The organism is Nonomuraea sp. NPDC048901 (assembly GCF_040649695.1).
Classification (GTDB): domain Bacteria; phylum Actinomycetota; class Actinomycetes; order Streptosporangiales; family Streptosporangiaceae; genus Nonomuraea.
Genome location: NZ_JBEZFW010000019.1, coordinates 96,113 through 119,131 on the forward strand (window position 1 = coordinate 96,113; position 23,019 = coordinate 119,131).

A 23,019-nucleotide genomic window follows, 5' to 3' on the forward strand; every position below is an offset into this window, starting at 1 on the left:
GCTCATGCTCGGGCGGTTCACGGGTCCGGCGTTCACGCTCAGGGGTTCACGGGCTGGTCCAGCATGCGGTGCGCGCGGGCGATGAGCGCGGGTACGGCGGAGCCGATGTTCTCGAAGCCCTCACCCACGGTCTTACCCTGCCGGAAACGGGCGTGGATACCTTCGACTATGACCGCGAGCTTGAAGTTCCCGAACGCCACGTAGAACGGAAGGTCGGGGATGTCACGGCCGGAGACCTTCGTGTAGTGGGCGGCGAACTCGGCGGCGTTGAGGAACCCGGGGGTGAGCGTCACATCTCCGGCCACCGGGATCCCCGCCCGCTCCTCGTCACCGGAGTCCTGCCAGTAGGTGAGCGTGAGCCCCAGGTCGGCCAGCGGGTCGCCGAGGGTGGACATCTCCCAGTCGACCACGGCCAGGATCTCGGGCGGACCGGGCGCCAGCCGTACGAGCGTGTTGTCGAGGCGGTAGTCACCGTGCACGAGCGTGCTGGCCGAGTGGGCCGGCATGCCCGCGCGCAGCCGCGTGACCAGACGGTCGTACTCCGGCAGGTCGGCCGTCTTCGAGCGGTCCCACTGCTGGCACCACCGGCCGAGCTGTCTGGCCAGGTAGCCGTCCGGGCGGCCGAAGTCGCCGAGCCCGACCTCCTGGTAGTCGACGGCGTGGATGGCGGCCAGCACCTCGGCCAGTCGCTCCGCCAGCCGCCGCGTCTCGGCGGGCGCGGGCTCGCCGAGCTGCTCGCGGGTCCTGGCGGCCAGGCCGTCCACGTACCCCATCAGGTAGAACGGCGCTCCGATGACCTCCTCGTCGGCGCAGAACGCGACCGGCTCCGGCACCGGGACCGGCGTTCCCGCGAGCGCGGAGATGACCCGCCATTCGCGCCGCATGTCGTGCGCGGTGGGCAGCACGTGACCGAGGGGCGGGCGACGCAGCACCACCCGGCGTTCGCGGGTCTCGATGAGGTACGTGAGGTTCGACCTGCCGCCGGAGATCAGGGAGACGGACAGGGGTTCGCCCGCCTCGGGCACGTTCGCGCCCATCCAGCCGAACAGCCGGGGCCGGTCAATCCCAGGTACGGTCATGCACACACATTAGAACGTCACTCTGTCCTGAACGCTAGCTGAGAGTTGTGTAACGTTCCGGAGCTGCGGAGACGACCATCATGCGAGACCATTTACCCTGGGTATACACAGCTACCTCCAAACTAACTGAAGGTATGCCGAACGTAGGAGCCCATGCGCGTCACACTTGCTCACCCTAGCGAGCTGGGAGCACCTGAGCTGAGCCGATGGCGGGCTCTCCAGGAGGGGCACGCGGCCTTCGACAATCCGTTCCTGTCTCCCGAGTTCACGATCACGGTCGGCGAGCTGCGCGACATGGTGCGCGTCGCGGTGCTCTACGACGGGCCCGACATCGTGGGGTTCTTCCCCTTCGAGCGCCATCCGATGGGCATCGGCAAGCCGGTGGCCGCCGGGCTCACCGACGCGCAGGGCCTGGTCCACGCCAAGGACCTGGAGATCGACCCACGCCGGTTGATCAAACAGTGCGGGCTGTCGGTCTACGAGTTCGACCACCTGGTCGCGGGACAGCCGCTGATCTCCGGGCGGCACGAGCGTCACCCGTCGCCGATCATCGACCTGCGTGAGGGGCACGGTCCCTACACCGAGTTCCTGCGCCTGCACTCCGGCAAGACGTACAAGACGACCCTGGCCAAGTCGCGCAAGCTCCAGCGCGACGTCGGGCCGATCCGGCACGACTACGCGACCACCGACCCGGCGCCGCTGCACACGCTGCTCGGCTGGAAGACCGACCAATACCGGCGCACGGGGCGCACCGACCGGTTCGCGCAGCAGTGGATCGTCGAGCTGGTCGAGCGGCTGCTGGCCACGCAGACCGAGGGCTTCGCCGGGGTGCTCGACATGATCTACGTGAACGACCTGCCGATGGCCGGGCATTTCGGTCTCCGCACGCGCACCACGCTCGCGGGCTGGTTCCCGGCCTACGACACCCACTACGCCAAATACTCCCCCGGCCTCATCCATCACCTGGCGATGGCCGAGCAGGCCGCCGGTTCCGGCATCCAGGTGATCGACATGGGCCGGGGCGAGAAGGAGTACAAGGAGAAGCTCAAGAACGGCGAGTTCCAGGTGGCCGAGGGGCGGGTCGCCACGGTCGGCGCGGCCTCGGCCGTCCACTGGCTGCTGCGGGTGCCCGCGCGCAAGACCCGGGCCACCGTGCTGGCCAACCCGCTGCTGCACAGGACGGCCGACCGGGCGCTGAAGACGTTCGGGCGACTGCGCACGGCCCTGCAGTCGTGAGGGGGATCGCCGAGCGCACCGGGCGTCACTGCCTGCTGCTCCCCTCGAACCGCCTCGGGCTCTACCTCGCGCTGCGTCACTGGTGCACGCCGGGCCAGCGGCTGCTCATGTCGCCGATCTCCGCCGACGAGATCCTCTTCCTGGTGCTGGCGGCGGGCCTGCGCCCGGTGATCGCGCCGCTGTCGCGCCGTGACGGCAACATCGACGCCACCCGTGTCAACCTCGGCCAGGTGGACGCCGTCCTGACCACCAACCTGTACGGCCTGCCGGACGCCGTGTCCGCCTTCACGGGAAAAATCCTGATCGAGGATGTCGCCCACGCCATGGAGACCAGCGTCGCCGGCCGCCCCCTCGGCACGTTCGGCCAGGCCGGAGTCTTCAGCCTGTCCAAGCACCCGGGCGCGGGCTCGGGTGGGGTTCTCGCGGTGGAGAGCCAGGCGGACCTGCGCGCGCTCGAACGGGCCCGCGACGCGCTGCTGGAGCCGGGCGCCTTCCGCGCCGAACTGCTGGCCGTGACCACCTCGATGGCCCGCCAGGCCGCCCTCCGGCTCGACCTGGTCCGGCCCGCGCTCCGGCTCTCGCGCCTGCTGGGCATGGAGGAGTCGCGCGAGGGCTACCGCATCCCGCTACGGGCCGACGAGCTCGCGGCGGCCATGAAGCAGGTGCCGTCGCTGCCGCCGTTCGATCCGTGGGTCCGTGCCGACCTGCACGACTACCGCGCCCGGAGAGGGGCGCTCGCCCGCTGGTACCAGTCGAGGCGGCTGGCCAAGGTGCCCGGGGAGCGGGCCCGCCGGTTGGCGGGGGTGCGCTCGCTGGCGGAGCTGCCGTCGGTGGCGGCGGGCGTAAAGGATCAGGTCGGCCAGCCGTTGTTCCGGGTGCCGCTGCTGGTGCGCGACCGGGACGCGGCGATCGCCGCGCTGGAGCGGCGTGGGGTGGTGACGGGCTACCTCTACGACCCGCCGTACGACGACTACGCGCCCGCCTTCACCGACCCCTCCCCCGATCCGGCCCCGGCCCGCTGGTGGGCCCGCCACGCCCTGCCCGTCGACCCGCTCTACGCCGCCCGCTCCCTACCGATCCTGCGCGAGCTCGAGCCCGCCTGAGACGGCCGCGCGCGCCGGTAGCTGAGCTCCGCGCGGATGGCTGAGCTACGCGCCGGTGGCCGAGCGGATCAGCGCGGCCACCGTCCGGCAGCCGCGCCTGACCTCGGCCAGCGTGGCCGAACCGTACCCGATCACCAGGCCGTGCAGGCGCTCGGTGCCGTAGTGGTGGCGGGCGGTGGAGTCGAGCAGCACGCCTTGCCGCCGCGCGGAAGCGACCAGCCCGGGGACCGTTTCCAGCGGCAGCTCCGCCACCAGGTGCAGGCCGGCCGTGTCGCCGCGCAGGCGGCACACCGGGCCCAGGATCTCGACGATCGCGCCGCGCCTGCGGGCGTACTCCAGGCGCATCCTGCGCAGGTGGCGGTCGAGGTCGCCGCGCTCCAGGAGGGTCGCGACGGCCTGCTGGACCGGGCCGCTGGTGCGGTCGGACATCGAGACACGGATGGCGGCGATCCGGTCGAGCAGCTCGGGCGAGCCCACCAGCCAGCCGACGCCGATGTCGGGGGCGAGCGTCTTCGAGAGCGTGCCGAGCAGGACGACGCGCGAGGGGTCGAGGCCGTAGAGGGCGGGCAGCGGCGCGACGTCGTAGCGGAACTCGGCGTCGTAGTCGTCCTCCACGATGATCGCGCCGGTGCTCCTGGCCCAGGCGAGCAGCCGTTCCCTGCGCGGGATCGGCAGGCGCCCGCCGAGCGGGTACTGGTGGGCTGGCGTGGTGTAGAGGACGCGGAGGTCGTCGGGGAGCGCCTCGACGATCACGCCCTCCTCGTCGACGGGGCACGGCACGACCTTCGCGCCCCTGGCCCCGAACACCGTACGCGCCACGTGATAGCCGGGATCCTCGACGCCCGCCCGGCCGCCCTCACGCAGCAGCGCGAGCGCGCACAGGTCGAGGCCGTTGCCGGTGCCCCTGGTGACCAGGACGTTCTCGGGGCCGACCGTCACGGCCCTGGCCCGCCGCAGGTGGTCGGCGAGCAGTTCGCGCAGGTACGGCAGGCCGTACGGGTCCGGGTGTGCGCCAGGGGGCAGGTCGGCGGCCCGGCGCCAGGCCCGCTTCCAGGCCGCGTGGTCGTAGTCGCGCACCCAGGGAGTGCCAGGGGTCAGGTCGATCATCCGCTCGGCCGGTGGACGCGGCGGCGGCTGCGGCGCGGCCGGCGGCTCGACGGCCAGGTGTGACGCCTCCAGCGCGGCCACGAACGTGCCGGAGCCGTGCCGCCCCTCCAGCCACCCCTCCGCGTACAGCTGCTGGTACGCCTCCGTGACCACGGTCCTGCTCACACCGAGCTGCTCCGCGAGCCCGCGCGAGGACGGCAGGCGCTCCCCCGGCGCGAGCGTCCCGGCGAGCATGGCCTGGCGCAGCCAGCCGGTGAGCTGTGCCGAGAGCGGGACACCCGACTCCCTGGACAGGGATACGGGCAGGTCGACGAGGGTGCGCACGAAAGTGGTCTCCGGGAAGCGGTCATTAGTGGCCCTACAGGCTATGTCCACTTTCTCATTACCGTGGCCCCATGCTCTCCACCACACCCCGCACCACGCTCGGCCGCTCGAAGGACCGGGGCAGCAGCGACAGGAACGACCTGTACGAGGTGCTCGACGCCGGGCTGATCTGCCACCTGGGTGTGGTGGTCGACGGCCACCCCATGGTGGTGCCCACCGGATACGGGCGCCTGGGCGAGACCCTCTACCTGCACGGCTCCACCGGCGCGCGGTCGCTGCGCGCGAGCGAGGGCACGGACGTGTGCGTCACCGTCACCCACCTCGACGGCATCGTCCTGGCCCGGTCGATCTTCCACCACTCCGTCAACTACCGCTCCGCGATCATCTACGGCCGCGCCCGACTGCTGACGGACCCGGAAGAGCGGCTGGCCGGGCTCCGCGCCGTGTCCGAGCAGCTCGCGCCGGGCCAGTGGGACTACGTCAGGGAGCCCTCGCCCAAGGAGCTGGCCGCGACGGCCGTACTGGCCCTGTCGCTCGAAGAGGCGTCGGTGAAGATGCGGCGCGGCGGTCCTCTGGACGAGGAGGAGGACTACGAGCTGCCCATCTGGGCCGGGGTTCTGCCGCTCGTGACGTCCTGGGGAGAGCCCCTGCCGGACACGGCACTCCCAGAAGGTATCGATGTACCTGTTCACATCCGCGGCCGGAGGTAGTTCCATAATTCAGGAACCACCTGGCAAACTTCTCTCCTTGATCACACGTCTCATCAGGTGGGCCCAACTCCTGATGGGGGATGGCGATGGAGTGGAACGCTCCTGGTTATACGGAGATCAAGCAGCTCGGGGCGGGCGGCAGCGGCCGAGTCGTGCTCGCGGTGCACGATGAGACCGGCGTCAAGGTCGCGATCAAGTACCTCTCGCAGCGGTTACTCAGCGACCCGGTGGCCCTGTCCAGGTTCCAGTCGGAGGCGCGGCTGCTGACCACGCTGCGGGACCAGAACATCGCCACGCTGTGGGAGTACATCCAGGACGGCTACGGCGCGGCCATCGTGATGGAGCTGGTCAACGGCGTGTCCCTGCGGGCGCTGCTGCGCGAGCACGGGACGACGGGGCCGGAGGCGGCCCTGGCCATGCTCAAGGGCTCGCTGCTCGGCCTGGCCCGAGCCCACTCGCACGGACTGGTGCACAAGGACTACAAGCCCGAGAACGTGATCGTCCGCGACGACGGGGCCAGCAAGCTGGTCGACTTCGGCATCGCGGTGCGGCAGGGGACCGCCTCACGGGCCGAGGGCACGCCCCCTTACATGGCGCCCGAGCTGTGGGAGAACATGCCCGCCTCGCCCGCCACCGACGTGTACGCGGCGACGGCGGTGTTCTTCGAGTGCCTGACCGGGCACCGGCCGTACCGGTCGACCGAGCCGAGCGTGCTCGGCTACCAGCACATGCACGCGCCGATCCCGGTCCACGACGCGCCCGAGCCGGTGCGCGAGCTGATCACCCGCGGAATGGCCAAGGACCCGGCCGCGCGGCCCGTCAGCGCCGCCGCGTTCGTCATCGAGCTGGAGGCGGCGGCGCGGGCCGCGTACGGCGAGGACTGGGAGGAGCGCGGCAGGCGGCGGCTGGCCGGGCTGGTGGCCCTGCTCGCCCTCCTCCTGCCCGTGCCCCAGACGCCTCCCGCCGAGGTCACGACCTCGCTGGCGCAGACCGTCTTCCGTACGACGCTGCGTACGGCCAAGCACAACGCGGCGCGGCTGGCCATGGGCGTGGGGGTGGCCGCGGTCGCGACCATCGCCGTGATCGTCGTGCTGTCGAGCCGCGACCAGGCCGTGGAAGTGGCCCTGGCGAGGCCCTCGCAGTCGCAGGGACCGGCCGAGGAGGGCTCACCGCCGGCCACGCCGGTCACGTTGAGCCAGCCGCCCGAGGAGTCCCCGGTCGGCCTGCCCCGCGACCAGCCGACGGCACTGGCCGTAGCCTCCCCCAGCCCCAAGCCGCACACCGCCGAGCCCGTGGTGGCCACCACGCCACCGACCACCAAGCCCGCGCCCACGCCTACTCCCAAGGTCACTGTCACCAAGCCTGTCAAACCCACGCCCACAGTCACCAAACCCGGCAAGCCCACGCCGACCAAGACGCCTAAGCCGCCCAAGACCATCACGCCGACGCCCATCGTCACCGTGACCACGCCGACGGTGACGCCGACGCCGGTCCCGGTGACCTCGGTCGCGGGCCTCACGCTCGGCGGGCTGACGTTCAACGACGACAACGTGGCCGGCTCCTCGCTGTCCATCCGCACCACCGGCACGGGACCGGTCACGGCGACCGCCGCCTGGTCCGTGGGCGGCGTCGGCGTCCGCAGCCAGACCCTGCGGCTGAGCGGCGACCGGTCCTATGACCGCGCGCTCAGCTACACCGCGGACGAGCGCCCGTGCGGCAAGACCGTCACGCTGACCGTCACCACCTTCCCTGCCGCTCCCGGCGGGGCGCGGACGGCCACGGTGAACGTACCGCCGTGTCCCACGCGGGTGACGGGCCTGCGGGTCTCGCTCGATCTGGCCGCCTCGCCGGGCCGTACGGCTCAGGCCCGGGTCAGGATGACCACCAGCGGCACCGCCGAAGTGCCCGCCGAGGCCGCGTTCGCGCTGAACGGCGACCAGGTCGCCACCCGCTCGGCCACCCTGTCCGGCCGGACGGCCTACTCGCGGACGTTCACCTACACCTTCAGGTCCCGCCCGTGCGACACCACCGTCTCCGTCGTGGTCCGCGCGGGCGACCGGACGGCCACCGCCCGGACCAGGGTGACCTGCCCGCCGAGCGTGCGGAAGGTGTCGATCGTGCGGGCCTCGCTCAGCCCGCGCGGCCCGGCCACCGCGGTCGTCGCCGTCACCACGGACAACGACCAGCCGGTACGGCTCAGCGTCGCCTTCTCCCTGGGCGGCCGGATCGCGCACACCGAGACCCTGACCCTGTCCGGCGACACCTCCTACACCAGGACCGTGAGCTACACCTTCGACAAGGTGCCGTGCGGCACGTCCTGGCTCGTGACGGCCGCCACCCGGCCCACGGCGGACAACGGCGGCGACAGCTCGGGCGGCAGGACCGCGGCCTGCCAGGAGGACCCGCCCACGGACGACGACCCACCCAAGGACGACCCGACGAAGGACGACCCCACGAAGGACGGACCGAAGACCCCGGCCCCCGACACCCCGTCGGACGACGATTCGGGCACCATCGGTTGACCTCCAGATTCATACTGTGTCCGGACATTAACTGTGGGAAAGCGGTCGCCTCTGGTTAAGCTACGGTCCGTCTGATGAGGGTGGGGGCCCAGAGGACCGCAGAGGGAGACCGCATGTACGACGACCATGGTCAGTGGGGGGTCCCGGGCTACACCGAGATTCGCCAACTCGGCGCGGGATCCGCCGGGCGGGTCGTGCTGGCCCGGCGGGATCACGACGGCGTGGAGGTGGCCGTCAAGTACCTGTCCGACGAGCTCCGGTCCGATGTCGGCTTCGTGGCCCGGTTCCGGCACGAGGCCCGGCTGCTGGGCACCATGCGCAGCCCGCACAACGCCCGCCTGATCGACTATGTCGAGGCCGGCGGGGGCGCGGCCATCGTCATGGAGCTCGTCAACGGGGTCTCCTTACGGGAGCTGCTGAGGTCGGAGGGTCCCACGGGCCCGGAGGCCGCGCTGCTGGTGCTCAAGGGCTCGTTACAGGGCCTGGCCGCGGCCCACGCGATCGGCGTCGTGCACCGCGACTTCAAGCCCGAGAACGTCATGGTCCAGGGCGACGGCTCCAGCAAGCTGGTCGACTTCGGCATCGCGGTCAGGACCGGCGAGGACGCGAGCGCCGCCGGCACCCCGCCGTACATGGCGCCCGAGCAGTGGTCGGGCGCCTCCGCCGCACCGGCCACCGACGTGTACGCCGCCACCATCGTGTTCTTCGAGTGCCTGACCGGCACCCGCCCCTTTCGCTCGCCCAACCTCGCGGCGCTGGCCCGCCAGCACCAAGGCTCGCCACCGCCCATCGAGGAGGTGCCCGGCCCGCTGCGGAACCTGGTCGAGCGCGGCCTGGCCAAGAACGCCCTCGACCGCCCGCCGTCCGCCGACGCCTTCCTGGCCGAGCTCGAAGCGGTCGCGGCCAGGGCGTACGGGTCCGACTGGGAGGAGCGCGGCAGGCGCCGCCTGGCCCGGCTGTCCGGCCTGCTGCTCATGCTGTTCCCCAGCCCGCCCGAGGTGCCGGCCGAGACGCAGACCTCGCTCGCCGAAACCCGTTTCACCGAGCCGCGCGGGCTGCTGAGCAGGCTCTCCACGAAGATCCTGGTCGGCACCGCCTGCACGGGCCTGCTGATCGGCGTGGCGGTCGTCCTGGTGAAGACCATGTCCAGCGAGCCCGCCCTGCAGGCGCAGACCACGCAGGTGACGCCCACCACGACGGCGCCGGAGCCGTCCGCCGCGGCCGAGGAGGAAGAGGAGCCCTCCGAGGAACCCACGCCGACGGCGAAGGAGACGACGCCGGAGCCGACGACCCCGGCGAGCACCGCGCCACCGCCCGTCACCAGCGCGACGCCGAAGCGGACGCCGACGCCCACGCCGACTCGCAAGCCCATCAGGACCGTGAAGCCCAGGCCGTCGAAGACCGTCATCAAGACTCCGCCGCCGGTCGAGTCGGCCGAGCCCGAGTTCACCGGCACGGTCGACAGCCCGCCGTCGGGGGCCACGGCCGCCGCCACGAAGGCGCCCACGACCGCGCCCCCGACCGTCCGTCCGACGCGTACCCTCAGCAGCCCGGCGCCCTCCTCCAACCCGCCGAGCAGCCCCGGCAGCGGGGAAGGCAGCGGCAGCGGCAGCGGCAGCGGCAGCGGGGAAGGATCCACGCGGACTCCGTCACCGCAGGACGGCGCCCTCCTGGGGCTCGTGCTGGTGACGTCTGGCGCGCTTCCGGTCACACTTGCGGTTAAGCGCCGTATGGCGGGACGACATCGGAGAAAGCGCTAGAAAGGCGTCGGGGGGCTACGGCGATGGACAACCCGAGGAACGGTATCGCCGGCTTCCGGCTCACCGAGCACACCTGGAACACCGAACTGGGCAACTGGATCGACGCGATCTCGCCCGACGGGCGCCGGGCAGGGGCCCTGCTGTTCGACCCGAAGATCATCGGGCTGCCCGGGGTGCGCGAGCGCGTCGTGGCGACGGTTCTGACCGACCAGCGGCTGGTCCTGGGCGGGCTGGCCGGGCTGATCCCCGTCGCCGACGTCGTCGCGGCGGGCGAGCAGGTCTGGCTGCTCACCGCGCAGGCCGTGAGCCCGACGCTGTCGGACCTGCTGGCCTCGGGGGCGATCGAAGCGAGCGGCGCGGCGGCCGTACTGGCGGAGACGGCCCAGACCCTCCTCGCGCTGCACGCGGCCGGGGTCACCCACGGTTCGGTGCATCCCGGCTCGGTGGTCATCACCGCCGAAGGCGCGGCGCTGCTGTCGGAACGCGGCTTATCCGACGCCATCCGCGGCCAGGTCTCCCCACCGGAGCGGGACGTGGCGGCGTGGGCGTCCCTGGCGCGGGCGCTGGCCGCCTCGGTCACGCGGAGCGCCCCGCGCGCGGCGGCGCTGTTCGAGCGGGCCGCGGTCACCACGACGACGCACGGCTTGGGCACCGCCAGGTCCGTCGTGCTCTCCGAACCCGCTGCGCTGCCGGGTGGGGCGATCAGGCACGATCAGCTGGCCCAGGCGGCCCGGGGCAGGTCGGCGTTCGCGCATCCTCCCGTGGAGGCGCAGCCGCCGCTCGACGAGGGCGACATCGTCACGCTGCTCGCCGTTCCCAGCCCGCATCAGACGCCGGTGCACTTCGGGCCCGGCGTGAGCTCTGGAGTGAGCACGGAGTCGCCGCAGGCCGCCACCACGGCCGAACGGATCTGGCGCGAGGGCCGGGAGCAGGTCGGAACGGTCCAGCGCGGCGGCAAGCCGGGTAAGGCGGCACGGGCGCGGCGGCGCCGGACCATCCTCTCGGCGATACTGTTCGCGGTCATCATGGGCGGCGCGATCCTGGCCTGGCTCAAGCTGAGCGGCGCGCCGGAGCTGGCGATCAAGTCGATCGACGTCGTGGCCCCGAAGAAGACGCAGGGCTGCGACAGCGCCGTCGTGGTCACGGGCAAGATCGTCACGAATGGCGAGGCGGGCGAGATCAGCTACGAGTGGCGCAAGAACCTGGACAAGGAGGTCGTCAAGCAGACACTCCAGACGACCGCCGACCAGACCTCCTACACCGTGCCGCTCCGGTGGACGCTCAAGGGCAAGAGCACCGTCAAGGCCACGGCCACGTTGCGGGTGCTGTCTCCCGGTCCGCTCAGGACGGACAAGGCGAGCTTCACGTACAAGTGCTGATCCCTGAGCGCTGATCTTGGGCGCTGATCTTGAGTGTTGGTGCCGAGCCAGCAATGCATATCAAAGCTGTTGTTACTACGCTGACGAACATGACCACGCAGACCCCCGCGGGCTGGTACCCCGACCCGTACGGATCGCCCCAACTCCGTTGGTGGGACGGCGGCCAGTGGACGGACGCCACCCACCCGCTGGAGCAGGGGGCGTCACCGCAACAGCAACCGCCGTCCGGACCGCAGCAGCAGTCGAGCCCCGACTGGTCCGCCACGCCGGCGAACCCGACGCGGCAGTTCGGGCAGCCGACATACGGACAGGCCGCGTACGGGCAACCGACGCAGGAACAGCCCGCGTACGGGCAATCCACCCAGGGCCAGCCCTCTTATGGGCAACCTGGTCAGGGCTCGGCCCCCTACGGGCAGGGTCAGTGGGGTAACACGCCGCTGCCCGGACCCGGCTACGGTACGCCGCCGAAGGAGAGCAATCCGCTGCCCTGGGTGTTCGGCGGCCTGGCGGCGCTGGTGGTGGTCGGCCTGATCGTGGTGGCCGGGATCTTCTTCGTCAACCGCAACACCGACGGCACCCTCGCCTCGTCGCCGACGCCCAGCGAGACGGAGCAGCTGCCGCAGCAACAGGAGACCACCGAGCCGCCGCCGAGCATCACAGAGCTGCCACAGCCCCAGGACGGCCGCATCACCGACCCGCAGGCCAACCTGTCATACCAGGTGCCCGAGGGCTGGAAGGTGCCGGCCGCCAGTTCCCTGAACGGCAGCGACCCGTCCCAGCAGGCCTGGTCGAGCGGCGTGGGGGCGACCTCGCAGGAGAAGTACAACGGCAAGGACGACTGGAGCGGCAACGTCTACACGGGACTGCTCAGCAAGAGATACCCCTACACGGGGACGGACGGGCTGGTGGACACGGCCAAGGCGGTGTTCGTGGACTTCGCCCAGTACTACCCAGTTACCCACACCAACAAGATCATTCAGGACAAAGCACTCAAAATCGGCGACAAGTCCGCCTGGGTGCTCCAGTTCCAGCTCGACTTCTCGAAGGAGTCGAAGGCCAAAGGTTACAAGTGGAACAAGGAAAACGGCGCGATCGTGGTGATGGATCGCGGCGCGGGCCAGAGCCCAGCCCTCGTATACGTGTCAGTTCCGGACAATCTGGGCACCGACGTGGTCGAGAAGGTTCTCAGCTCGCTCAAGCCCGCGTAACCGGTGGCACTAGGCTGGTGGGGTATTCAGGCGGGCGGATGACTCCGAGCCGCTTGGGCGAGGAGATCGAATGAGTGACTTGCTGGTCTGGATCGACTGCGAGATGACCGGGCTCGACCTGGGTCGCGATGCGCTCGTCGAGGTGGCGTGCATCATCACCGACAGCGAGCTCAACCAGCTGGACGAAGGCGTCGACGTGGTCATCAAGCCGCCGCCCGAGTCGCTGGAGCAGATGTCGCAGGTGGTCCGCGAGATGCACACCGCCTCGGGGCTGCTGCCCGAGATGGCGAGCGGGGTGACGCTGGCGGAGGCGGAGTCGCTCGTGCTCGACTACATCCGCCGCCACATCCCCGAGCCGAAGAAGGCGCCGCTCTGCGGCAACTCCATCGGCACCGACCGCACGTTCATCGCGCGCGACATGCCCGTGGTCGATGGCTATCTGCACTACCGGATGATCGACGTGTCGTCGATCAAGGAGCTGGTCCGCCGCTGGTACCCCCGGGTCTACTTCGCCGCCCCGGAAAAGCAGGGCGGACACCGCGCTTTGGCCGACATCACGGAGAGCATCAGGGAGCTCCGCTACTACCGGGCGGCCATCTTCGTCGGCCAGCCCGGCCCCGATTCGGCCACCGCCAGAGCGGTCGCCGAGCGTGTCAGCGGCTAATCGAGTGGCGTAAAGACTCCCGAAGAACGCTACACTTTTCCTGTGCCGCCACGTCGGCGGCCAATGGTGGGTGTAGCTCAGCTGGTAGAGCGCCAGGTTGTGGTCCTGGATGTCGAGGGTTCAAGTCCCTTCACTCACCCCATGCACGCGGCCGGTCCTTCGGGACCGGCCGTTGTCGTTTTTCTACGGCAACGTCCCCAAAACATGACATTGCGAGTTATGCTCGCTGTCTACCGCTTACGCCGGATGCGCGGGGGCCTCGGCGATCTGACCGTCTGCGCGCGCCCCCGGAGGCCGGATGAGAGTCGAAGACGCAGCGTTCGATAGCGTGTTCACGTCCCTGAGCAAGCGCGAAACCGAGGTCATGGACCTGATCGCCACTGGGCAGTCGAATGGGCAGATCGCGCAGCGGCTGTTTCTCAGCGAGAAAACGGTCAAGAACCATGTCAACCGCATCTACGCCAAGCTTGGCGTGGACTCACGCGTCACCGCGATCGGCCTCTGGCAGTCTCGTCCCCTGCCCTGACCCGGCGATCTCGCGCGTCTCGCCGTGTCGGGCTGTCTCGCGTGACGGCCCTTCTCAGGTGGCGGGCCACCTCACGTGGCGAACCCCCGCGCGTGGCAGATCCCCGCGCGTGGCAGATCCCCGCGCGGGAGTTGCGGGGCCTTTGTCTTACGGTCCGCATGTCTTTTTACGGCCGGCATGGGGCACCCCCACCCGCCACACGTGGCTGAGCTCTGTCCAGGGGGACGCTCCTCCGGTGGAGGTGGTCAGCCGCCGTTACGAGACGGTGAGACCGTCTAAGGGCCATTTGTGAGCCCGAGCCCACCCTCTGATGACGCCCTACGGGGAGGCCCGGCGATTCCCTGCGGGGAATCGTGCTCCGTCACCCGGGTGGGCTAGAAAGGGGGCGTGGAACGATTCGCGAGCGAGCTGCGGCGATGGCGTAGCAGTCGGCGGGTGAGCCAGCTGGAGCTCGCCAACCGGGCCGGCACCACCCAGCGTCACCTCAGCTTCATCGAGCAAGGCCGTTCCCGCCCCGGGCGGGCCATCGTCGTACGCCTGGCCGAGTCACTCGAGCTGTCGCTGCGCGAACGCAACGGCCTGCTGCTGGCGGCCGGCTACGCTCCCGTGTTCCCCGAGTCGGGTCTGGACGACGCCATGCTGCGCCCCGTACGCGAGGCTCTGGACAGCATCCTCGACGGGCACCTGCCGTATCCGGCGGTCGTCGTTCGGCCCTACGGCGAGTTGCTGGCGGCCAACGCGGCCTTCGGCGTCCTCACCGAGGGGGCGGCGCCCGAGCTGCTGAAGCCGCCGGTCAACGTGCTGCGGCTCGCCCTGCATCCCAAGGGCATGGCCCCTCGGGTGGTCAACCTCGCGGACTGGGGCCGGCACATCATCGAGAGCCTGCGGGCCGAACTCCTCCGCAGCCCGGATCCGCGGCTCGACGCGTTCATCGCCGAGCTGGAGTCCTATGTGCCCGACGCGGTGCCGGGGAGCGATCATCTCGGGTTCGCGGTGCCGCTGCGGTTGCGTACCGGCGACGCCGAGCTGCGACTGCTGACCACGCTCACGTCCTTCGCCACCGCGGTGGACGTCACGCTGGCCGAGCTCAAGCTTGAGGCGTTCCTGCCCGCCGACGCCGCCACAGCGGCCTTCCTGCGGTCCCGCCACCGCCACTGACCCCGACTTGGCCGACCCCGCCCATGACCGCTGTCGGCTGGGCCCGACCCGCCCGCTCCCCCGCCACTAACCCCCTCCCGGCCTCCCACGCAAGCAGGCGTCGCGGACTTCACGCGGCGTCGCCGCCTGACCGGAGCTTCCACCGGCACTCTGCCCCTGCCTGCTCCAGGTAGCGAGTGAGAGTCCGGCGTGGAGGGTGAGCGGGCTGTCCGGTGGCCCGCATCACCTCCGCCAGGTCGTATGCCTGCTCGCCGGCGTCAGGCGATCTTGGGGGTGGCGCGCATGCCGACGTACACGCAGGCCGTGCCGTCGGCCAGGGTGGAGAAGACGACGGGCATGTAGTCCTCGCTGAAGGACGGGCCCGCCCCCGTGGCCGCGAAGACGGTCTGGGTCACCGGGAGCAGCTCCATGTCCAGGGGCGGGGACATGTCCTTCATGTCGTCCACGAACTCGTAACGCATGCGCAGGCTGTCACCGTCGTCATCACCGGCGCCTCCGCTGTCCTGGCTGACGGTGATGACGACGCCGGCGCGCCGGTAGGTGCCGAGCAACGGGGTGACGTCCACGGTGGAGGGTTCGGCGGGCGGGCCGAAGGGGGCGGGCATGGTGACGCCGGCGAGTTCGGCGAGCAGGTCGCGGAACAGGTCGGCGTACAGGAGCCGGGCGCTGCCGCCGTTGGTCAGCAGGACCAGGGCGAGACCGGCGTGCGGGACGACGCGCAGGTAGGCGTACTGGCCGATGGCGGCGCCGTCGTGGCCGTAGCCGGGAACGCCGTTCCAGTCGTAGAGGGTCCAGCCGAGGCCCCAGCCGTCGGCGGAGACGGTCCACTTGTCGGGCACGTCGGTCTCGCGGCGCTGCATGGCGGCGACCGCCTCGGCCGACAGCACCGGGCCGCCGCCGGCCAGGTGCATGGCGGCCAGGCGGGCCATGTCGCCGGCGGAGGTGATGACGCGGCCGGCGGGGCCGGCCGAGCGCGGCATGAGGTCCCAGGCGGGGGCCGGGTCGGGGTCGGCGCCGGGCTCGCCCAGGTGGCTCATCGCGGCCGAGAAGCGCAGCGCCTCCTCCGGCAGCGTCATCGAGCGCTCCAGGCCGAGCGGGGTGAACAGCAGGTCTTTGAGAGCCTGGTCCCAGGTGCGGCCGGTGAGGACCTCGATGAGGCGGCCCAGCACGATGTAGCCGAGCCCGCCGTAGGAGATCGCAGTGCCGGGCGGGCAGTCCAGCGGCACGTCCCGGGCGGCCTCGACGTAGCGGGCCAGGCAGTCGTCGCCGCGCCCGCCGTCGTAATTGAAGTCGTTGGTGACGCCGCCGGTGTGCGACAGGAGTTGGCGGACGGTGATCGTCCGGGTGGCCACGGGGTCGGGAGTAGCGAACTCGGGCAGGACGTCGGCCACCCGGGTGTCCAGCGTCAGCCGGCCCTCGTCGATCAGCCGCATCACCAGAGTGGCCGTGTAGACCTTGGCGATCGAGCCGGACAGGAACACCGAGTCGGTCGTCACCTCCACGCCGGTGCCCCGGTGCAGCACGCCGCTCGCCAGCTCGTGCACCCGCCCGTTGACCAGCACCGCCAGCGATGCGCCCGGCACGTGATGCCGCCGGCGCAGCTCGTCGAAGCGCGCCTGCCAGCGGGCCAGGTCAAAGGTCTGTCCCTGCGAGCCGGCACTCCCCCAGTCGCCGCTGGCCGTCCAGCCACCTTGCTCGGTCCACTGCACGTTCGTCGCCATGCTTCCTCCTGTACGCCGTTCCCTGATGCGCACACTGTACGCATAGTGGATCGGTGTACGCAACAGCGCACGGTGAAACGGTCGAGGCGGTCAGCAGACATGGGGCCCCGCCCAGCGGCGGGGCGGCCGTGCAGCAGCCGCAGCGGTGCGGCGCTCCAGCCGTGCGGCCGTGCAGCTTGGCGGGCCTTCGTTGGTCACAGGGTGGGATCACTGTACGCATGCTGCGAACGCCGTACGCTACCATGGGGGTCCCGCAACGAGGAGACCTGATGCCAGCCGAGAAGCAGCCCATCCCCTCGGTATGGGCCCGCCCGCGTCCCAAACGGGAGCAGCCGTCGCTGAGTCGCGACCGGATCGTGTCCGAGGCCATCCACCTCCTGGACACCGAGGGCATCGACGCCCTGAGCATGCGCAGCCTCGGCGCCCGGCTCGGCGCCGGAGCCACGTCTCTCTATCGGCACGTGGCCAACAAGGACGAGCTGATCGAGCTGGTCGTGGACGAGATCTACGGCGAGGTACGGGTGCCCGCCGCCGACCCCGCACGCTGGCGGGTGGCCGTCACCGAATCCGCCCACAGCCTGCGCTCGATGGTGCTGCGTCATCCCTGGGTCGTCTCCGTGCTCGGCCAGATCGGGCTCGCCTACCTCGGGCCCAACCTGATGCGGCAGTCGGAGCGCATGCTCGCCCTGTTCAAGGCGGCGGGCATTGCCGTTGACGAGGCCGATCAGGCCATGAATCTGCTCATCGCCTACGTCATCGGAATGACCACCAGCGAGGCCGCCTACCTGTCGGTGCTCGCCCGCAGTGGCCAGAACGAGCAGGACTGGCTTGAGAGCCTGCGACCGACCACCGAACAGGCCCTGCAGGACTACCCGCTCCTGCGCGACGGGCGCGCCGCGGAGCAGACCAAGGATCCGGAGCAGATCCGCGCAGAGTCCTTCGTCTACGGCGTCGAGCGCATCCTGGATGGCTTGGAGACCAGGCTCGGCCGCACCCCCGCCCGTTGAGACACGGCCGGAGGGCGACGGAGCGGAACCGGTAGCCCACTTCTGCAGGCGGCCGATGCGGAGCGCTTTCGCGGCCGGCTCCGAGCCGGCCATGGTGTTCGGCTTCGTCGAGCCGAACGATGCGGGTCGAGTCCGGCGTAGGTGTCGAGCAGGACACGGGCGCGGTTCTGGCTGGGGCGGGGCGTCGGGGCTGGTGGCGCGGGCCGCGTTTTGCGGCAGGGAAACGCTCGGCTCGCTGATCAGCGGGAACACCGTCAACGCCGGATAAATCGCCCCCCGAGCCAGTGCCGTGTCGCTGGCCCGCGGGGCGTGGACGACGCCGCATGGACGACATCACGTGGACGACGCCCCGTGGACGCGTGCCAGAGGCCAGGCGGCCTAGGCCCGCGCCTTCAGTGGGAGGGCCGCCGAGATGGCCGTGAGGCCGTGTTCCAGGTCGGATTCGGGGATGTTGAGCGCGGGCCTGAGCCGTACCGACCGCGGCCCGCACGCCAGGAGCAGCACGCCCGCCTCGTCCCGCAACCGCGTGACCAGCGCGTCGCGCGTGGCCCCGTCGGGCAGGTCGAACGCGCACATCAGGCCGCGCCCCCGGGCGTTGGAGACCAGGTCCGGGTGTTCGGCCTGCAGCTTGACGAGGCGTTCGACGAGGACGGTGCCGAGGGTGGCGGCGCGCGGGATGAGGTTGTCGCGTTCGATGATCTCCAGGAGGCCGCGCGAGCGGACCATGTCCACCAGCCCGCCGCCCCAGGTCGAGTTGATCCGGCCGCTGACCTGGAAGACGTTGTCGGGGACCAGGTCCACGCGGCGGCCCGCCATGATGCCGCCCACCTGGACCTTCTTCGCGAAGGCCACGATGTCCGGCGCCAGGCCGAGCTGCTGGTAGGCCCAGGGGGTGCCCGTGGTGCCGCCGCCCGTCTGCACCTCGTCCATGATGAACAGCGCGTCGTACTCGTGACACAGCCGCTGCATCGCCTGCAGGAACTGCGGGCGCATGTGGTTGTCGCCGCCCTCGCCCTGGATGGGCTCGGCGATGAAGCAGGCGATGTCGTGCGGGTGCGCCTCGAAGGCGGCGCGCGCCTGGGCGAGCGCGTGCTCCTCGGCGGCCTCCACATCTCCGAGGTGTACGGCGGGTACGTCGATGCGCGGCCAGCGGAACTGGGGAAAACGGTCGGTCTTACCTGGTTCGGTATTGGTCAGGCTCAAGGTGTAGCCGCTGCGGCCGTGAAACGCCTTCGTCAGGTGCATGACCTGGGTGCCGAGGTCGCGGGAGCGGCCCGCCGCCTCGTTGCGCCGGCTCTTCCAGTCGAAGGCGGTCTTCAGGGCGTTCTCGACGGCCAGCGCACCGCCTTCGACGAAGAACAGGTGGGGCAGCTCGGGGTCACCGAGGACACGGGAGAAGGTCTCGACGAAGTCCGCCAGGTGGGCGGTGTACATGTCGGAGTTGGCGGGCTTGTTACGGGCCACCTCGCCGAGAAGCCGGACGAACTCCGGGTCGAAGGGCGGGTTCACGCCGAGCGGCGCGCTGGCGAAAAACGTGTAGAAGTCAAGGTATCGGCGGCCGTTGCCGGCGTCGACGAGCCAGGAGCCCTGGCTGTGCTCCAGATCGAGCACGAGCCGGTAACCGTCGACGAGCAGATGGCGGGCAAGGCGGTCGTGTACGTCCATGTCACCTCCACGTTGAAACCAGACATGGCATACGTTTCCCGGCCGAACCTAGGTCTATGCGGAAAATCTCCGGAATTCAGGCGGCATGGGCGAACTTCTTTACCTCGAACGACAGCACGATCATCGCGATGCCGTACAGGATGGCGAAGATCCCGACCAGCCAGACCAACGTCAGCAGTCCCGCGCCGGGCCAGATGAGCAGCAGGACGCCGAAGACGATGGACAGGATCCCGCCGATGATGAGCATCCACTCGTTCTCGATCACCTTGCGCATCTGCACGCCCGCGACGATCTCCGATGCTCCGCTGAGGATCGCCCAGAACGCGATCACGAAGAGCAGGACCAGCGCGGTCTTGCCCGGCCAGACGAAAGCTATGATCCCCGCCAGGATCCCGAGAATCCCGGAGATGATGAGCCAGACGCGGGAGTCCGTTCCATGCCGGAAGGCGGAGAACACCGAGACGAGCCCGCTGACGATGGCGTACGAGCCGAAGAAGATCACGAGCACGAGCAGCGTGATCGCGGGCCAGATCAGCGCCAGGATGCCGAAGATCACCGCCAAAATGCCGCGGATCAGGACGAGCCACCAGTTGCGTGCGATTTGCTCCATACTGGTGTGATCTCCCGATCGATCGCGCAAGCAGCCCACAGCGCGGTCAAAACTCGGTAACCCGCCACTGTCGGGGCGAAGCACCTAACCGAGCAGGCCCTTAGGCGTGGGAGTAAACCACGATCGACACCGCGACGTACTGCACCAGGTAGGCGGCGATCGTGAACGCGTGGAACACCTCGTGGTAGCCGAACCAGCCGGGCGCCGGGTCCGGGCGGCGCAGACCGTACACGATGGCTCCGGCGCTGTAGAAGACGCCGCCGACGGCGACCAGCACGACGGCGGCCACGCCCGCGCCCGCGAGCAGCTGCGGCAGCACGAAGATCGCGGTCCAGCCGAGCGCCAGGTAGAGGACCGTGTACAGCCAGCGCGGCGCGCTCATCCAGAACACCCGGAAGAGCACCCCGGACAGCGCGCCGCCCCAGACGACCGCCAGGACGGCCACGCGGGCGGCGCCGTCGAGCGCGAGGAGCGCGAAGGGCGTGTAGGTGCCCGCGATGATCAGGTAGATGTTGGCGTGGTCGAAGCGCCGCAGCGCCTCCGCCAGGCGGGGGCCCAGCGTGCCGCGGTGGTAGGTGGCCGAGATGCCGAAGAGCAGACCCGAGGTGATCGCGTAGATCGCGGACGCGAGACGGGCCTGCAGGGTGGGGCCGAGCGCCACGAGCGCGAACCCGGCGACCAGCGTCACGGGCAACGCTCCGGTGTGCAACCAGCCTCGTAGCCTCGGCTTCGCGGTGATGGTCGTCATATAACCTACGGTACCGTAGGTTATGGCCACGTTGAGGGTGTGGGCCCTCGACGAGACGAAGGTCATATCCCAAAGGTCATATCCCGTTGAGGAAGCGTGCCGCGACCGGCAGCGCGGCGCTCCGGCCCGAGCCGCCGTTGCGTACGAAGACGCTGAAGGCCAGGTCGTCGCGGTAGCCGATGAACCAGCCGTGCTCGCGCCCGCCAGTGGCCTCGGCCGTGCCCGTCTTGCCGGACACGCCCGCGGGCAGCCCGGCGGCGGCGGCCGTACCGTGGTCGACGACGGCGGCCATCATCTCCCGCAGCGCCGCGATCGTCCCCTCGTCGAGTTCGACCGGTTTGGCGGCCGGGCCGTCGATCCGCTCGGCGGCGGCCTTGGACAGGATGCGCGGCACGCGCAGTGTGCCGCTCTCGACCGCCGCCGCGACCATCGCCATGCACAGCGGGGTCGCCTCCACCGCGCCCTGGCCGAAGGAGTCGGCCGCCAACTCGTCCATGCCGTCCGGCGGGTCCATCCGCCCGCAGTTGCCGCCCAGGCCCGTGGCCAGCTTGGCACCGCCGAACCCCCACTTCGCGGCGGTCTCGACAAGATCGTCACCCGATAATCGGGCGACGGCCTCGCGCACGAATGTGGTGTTGCAGGAGTACGCGAACGCGTCGGCGAACGTCACCTGGCCGTGCGCCTGCTCGCCCGCGTTCTTGACCGTCCTGAAGTGCGGGATCGTGTACGTGGCCGGGCAGTCCACCTCCGCCGCCGGATCCAGGCCCGCCTCCATCAGCGCCGCCGCCGTAACCGTCTTGAACGTGGACCCGGGCGGGAAGAAGTCGCGGAACGCGCTGTAGTTGCCCTCCAGCCGATCGGCCACCGCGAGCACCTCACCGGTGCTGGGCCGGATCGCGATGATCGACGCGTCCCGTACCCCGTCGAGCGCCCGCGCGGCCGCCGCCTGCACCGAGCGCGACAGCGTCGTACGCTCCAGGTTCACCTTGGGCTCGACGGTCATGAGCCGCCGCGCCTGCTGTCCAGGCAGGGCGGACTCCAGCGCCCATCCCTGCGCCACCTCGTCGAACTCGGGCTTGAGCTCGGCGAGATAGGAGTCGGCGTAGCTGTCATTGGGGATCTTGTCACCTTCGCTGGTCACCAGTTCGACCGCGGGCCGGTCGAACTCGGCCAGCCGCACCGTGCCCCCGTCCTTGAGCCGGGGATCCAGCGTCTCCGGTGCCCAGAGCACCTTCCAGGTCCGGTCGCGCACGGCCAGCCGCAACGTACCGCTGAACGGCCACGCCCCGAACTCGCTCAGCGTCCTGCTCCCGGTGAACGGCACCTCGGCCGAGGTCTCCCCCGTGCTCTTCACGGCCCCGGGCCGCAACTGGATGTCCTGAACATGCAGGTCGTCCGAGAACGACCGGTGCCGGGTGACGAAGTCCGCCGGCGGCTGATAGACCAGGGTGGCCATGGCGCGCAGGTCCCCCCGCTGCCATGCCGTGAAGTAGGCGGCCGAGGTCTGCGCGGCGCTGCCCTTGACCCGCTTGGACACCACTGTCGCGAAGACACCTGCACTTACTACCGCAACAACGGCGATAACCAGCACAATCAGCCTTCGTCGTCGCATACGGTTACTCCCAGGAGGGGATCATCGTGGCACGAGGACAGCGGGAGCCGATGCCCGGCCTTTACCCGGTGACGTTCGGCGAGATCGAACTGCTCCGGGACCTGGACAGGCAGGACGGCTGGGTACTGTCCAAGGATGGCGTACCTCAGTCGTACGTTGACTTACAAGACCCTACATATCTGGAATTCGAGTACGTACGGCTTATGGCGGACGTGATCGACCTTCTTCCGGAAGGCGCGCTCGCCTGCGTCCACGTGGGCGGCGGGGCGTGCACGATCCCGCGCTATGTCGCGGCCACCCGGCCAGGGTCCCGGCACATCGTCCTCGAACCCGACGGGCTCCTGGTCAACCTGATCCGCGAGCAGCTCGACCTGCGGTCCGTGCCACGGCTGAAGGTGATCGTGCAGGGTGGGCGCGAGGGCACCGCCAAGGTCTGGGACGACTCGGCCGACCTGCTGGTCCTCGACGCCTTCTCCGGCGCCACCATGCCGGTCGAGCTGGCCACGACGGAGTACATGGGCGACATCTCCAGGGTGCTGCGCCCGTCGGGCACGCTGCTGATCAACATGGCGGACGGCAAGGGCCTGGCCTTCGCCAGGCGGCTCGTGGCGACGGTCCAGGGGACGTTCCGGCATGTCGCGCTGCTGGCCGAGCCGGGCGTCATGCGCGGGCGCCGCTTCGGCAACCTCATCGTCGCCGCCTCGCGGGCGGAGCTGCCGATCGACCTGCTGACCCGCCGCGCGGCCGGCGGCCTCACCCAGGCCAGGTGTGTGTACGGGGAGGCGCTGACGAACTTCGTCGCGGGTGCCCACCCGATCAAGGACGGCGACGCGGTGCTGGCCCCGGTGCCACCCCCGGCCGTCTTCGGCTGAGAAGCTGA

The 23,019-nt window shown here is 70.4% G+C and carries 19 protein-coding genes and 1 tRNA gene; 13 read left to right on the plus strand and 7 right to left on the minus strand.

Features of this window, described 5'->3' with window-relative positions:
• Positions 1 to 38: 38 nt before the first annotated feature.
• Entirely contained in the window at positions 39 to 1,079 is a 1,041-nt protein-coding gene (locus tag AB0C30_RS45750; RefSeq protein ID WP_357956053.1) for a phosphotransferase family protein, read from the minus strand.
• Between the two features lie 153 nt (positions 1,080 to 1,232).
• Between AB0C30_RS45750 and AB0C30_RS45755 the strand changes: the two genes are divergently transcribed.
• Complete coding sequence (locus AB0C30_RS45755) at positions 1,233 to 2,315, plus strand: GNAT family N-acetyltransferase (RefSeq protein ID WP_357956056.1); 1,083 nt, start codon at positions 1,233 to 1,235, stop codon at positions 2,313 to 2,315.
• On the plus strand, positions 2,312 to 3,418 hold the full coding sequence (locus tag AB0C30_RS45760; RefSeq protein WP_357956058.1) for a DegT/DnrJ/EryC1/StrS family aminotransferase: 1,107 nt from the start codon (positions 2,312 to 2,314) through the stop codon (positions 3,416 to 3,418). Before AB0C30_RS45755 ends, AB0C30_RS45760 begins: the two co-directional genes overlap by 4 nt.
• Positions 3,419 to 3,463: 45 nt before the next feature.
• Here the strand turns inward: AB0C30_RS45760 and AB0C30_RS45765 are convergent, their stop codons facing one another.
• Positions 3,464 to 4,849: a PLP-dependent aminotransferase family protein gene (locus AB0C30_RS45765; protein WP_357956060.1), complete on the minus strand. Its 1,386-nt coding sequence runs from the start codon at positions 4,847 to 4,849 to the stop codon at positions 3,464 to 3,466.
• A gap of 71 nt (positions 4,850 to 4,920) precedes the next feature.
• On the opposite strand from AB0C30_RS45765, the gene AB0C30_RS45770 reads away from it, so the two are divergent.
• The 9 genes from AB0C30_RS45770 to AB0C30_RS45810 all read left to right on the plus strand — a co-directional run bounded on the left by AB0C30_RS45770 (position 4,921) and on the right by AB0C30_RS45810 (position 14,776).
• Positions 4,921 to 5,559, plus strand: coding sequence for a pyridoxamine 5'-phosphate oxidase family protein (locus AB0C30_RS45770; protein WP_357956063.1), 639 nt, complete (start codon positions 4,921 to 4,923; stop codon positions 5,557 to 5,559).
• A gap of 86 nt (positions 5,560 to 5,645) precedes the next feature.
• Positions 5,646 to 8,081 (plus strand): serine/threonine-protein kinase, encoded by a 2,436-nt coding sequence (locus tag AB0C30_RS45775; protein ID WP_357956065.1) that lies wholly within the window; start codon positions 5,646 to 5,648, stop codon positions 8,079 to 8,081.
• A 113-nt stretch (positions 8,082 to 8,194) separates the two neighbouring features.
• Entirely contained in the window at positions 8,195 to 9,841 is a 1,647-nt protein-coding gene (locus AB0C30_RS45780; RefSeq protein ID WP_357956067.1) for a serine/threonine-protein kinase, read from the plus strand.
• Positions 9,842 to 9,864: 23 nt separating this feature from the next.
• Positions 9,865 to 11,220: a hypothetical protein gene (locus AB0C30_RS45785; protein ID WP_357956069.1), complete on the plus strand. Its 1,356-nt coding sequence runs from the start codon at positions 9,865 to 9,867 to the stop codon at positions 11,218 to 11,220.
• 89 nt (positions 11,221 to 11,309) lie between these two features.
• Positions 11,310 to 12,428, plus strand: coding sequence for a DUF2510 domain-containing protein (locus tag AB0C30_RS45790; protein ID WP_357956071.1), 1,119 nt, complete (start codon positions 11,310 to 11,312; stop codon positions 12,426 to 12,428).
• A 70-nt stretch (positions 12,429 to 12,498) separates the two neighbouring features.
• Positions 12,499 to 13,092 carry an oligoribonuclease gene (gene orn / locus AB0C30_RS45795; protein WP_357644114.1) on the plus strand — a complete coding sequence of 198 codons (594 nt, stop codon included), beginning with the start codon at positions 12,499 to 12,501 and terminating at the stop codon, positions 13,090 to 13,092.
• A 66-nt stretch (positions 13,093 to 13,158) separates the two neighbouring features.
• Positions 13,159 to 13,234, plus strand: a tRNA-His gene (locus tag AB0C30_RS45800).
• 156 nt (positions 13,235 to 13,390) lie between these two features.
• Positions 13,391 to 13,618 carry a response regulator transcription factor gene (locus tag AB0C30_RS45805; RefSeq protein WP_357956073.1) on the plus strand — a complete coding sequence of 76 codons (228 nt, stop codon included), beginning with the start codon at positions 13,391 to 13,393 and terminating at the stop codon, positions 13,616 to 13,618.
• Between the two features lie 387 nt (positions 13,619 to 14,005).
• Positions 14,006 to 14,776, plus strand: coding sequence for a helix-turn-helix transcriptional regulator (locus tag AB0C30_RS45810; RefSeq protein ID WP_357956075.1), 771 nt, complete (start codon positions 14,006 to 14,008; stop codon positions 14,774 to 14,776).
• A 257-nt stretch (positions 14,777 to 15,033) separates the two neighbouring features.
• On the opposite strand, the gene AB0C30_RS45815 is transcribed toward AB0C30_RS45810, so the two are convergent.
• On the minus strand, positions 15,034 to 16,497 hold the full coding sequence (locus AB0C30_RS45815; RefSeq protein WP_357956077.1) for a serine hydrolase domain-containing protein: 1,464 nt from the start codon (positions 16,495 to 16,497) through the stop codon (positions 15,034 to 15,036).
• A 269-nt stretch (positions 16,498 to 16,766) separates the two neighbouring features.
• Between AB0C30_RS45815 and AB0C30_RS45820 the strand changes: the two genes are divergently transcribed.
• Positions 16,767 to 17,504: a TetR/AcrR family transcriptional regulator gene (locus AB0C30_RS45820; protein WP_357956079.1), complete on the plus strand. Its 738-nt coding sequence runs from the start codon at positions 16,767 to 16,769 to the stop codon at positions 17,502 to 17,504.
• A gap of 378 nt (positions 17,505 to 17,882) precedes the next feature.
• Here AB0C30_RS45820 and lat read toward each other — a convergent pair whose 3' ends face one another.
• From lat to AB0C30_RS45840, 4 genes are all read right to left on the minus strand, one after another.
• On the minus strand, positions 17,883 to 19,169 hold the full coding sequence (lat, locus tag AB0C30_RS45825) for an L-lysine 6-transaminase (protein WP_357956081.1): 1,287 nt from the start codon (positions 19,167 to 19,169) through the stop codon (positions 17,883 to 17,885).
• Positions 19,170 to 19,245: 76 nt separating this feature from the next.
• Entirely contained in the window at positions 19,246 to 19,779 is a 534-nt protein-coding gene (locus AB0C30_RS45830) for an HdeD family acid-resistance protein (RefSeq protein WP_357956083.1), read from the minus strand.
• A gap of 100 nt (positions 19,780 to 19,879) precedes the next feature.
• Entirely contained in the window at positions 19,880 to 20,527 is a 648-nt protein-coding gene (locus AB0C30_RS45835) for a hemolysin III family protein (RefSeq protein WP_357956085.1), read from the minus strand.
• Between the two features lie 76 nt (positions 20,528 to 20,603).
• The gene (locus tag AB0C30_RS45840) at positions 20,604 to 22,064 is read right to left on the minus strand and encodes a penicillin-binding transpeptidase domain-containing protein (RefSeq protein ID WP_357956088.1); all 1,461 of its coding nucleotides are present in this window, start codon (positions 22,062 to 22,064) and stop codon (positions 20,604 to 20,606) included.
• A gap of 101 nt (positions 22,065 to 22,165) precedes the next feature.
• Between AB0C30_RS45840 and AB0C30_RS45845 the strand changes: the two genes are divergently transcribed.
• The gene (locus AB0C30_RS45845; RefSeq protein WP_357956090.1) at positions 22,166 to 23,011 is read left to right on the plus strand and encodes a fused MFS/spermidine synthase; all 846 of its coding nucleotides are present in this window, start codon (positions 22,166 to 22,168) and stop codon (positions 23,009 to 23,011) included.
• Positions 23,012 to 23,019 lie beyond the last annotated feature (8 nt).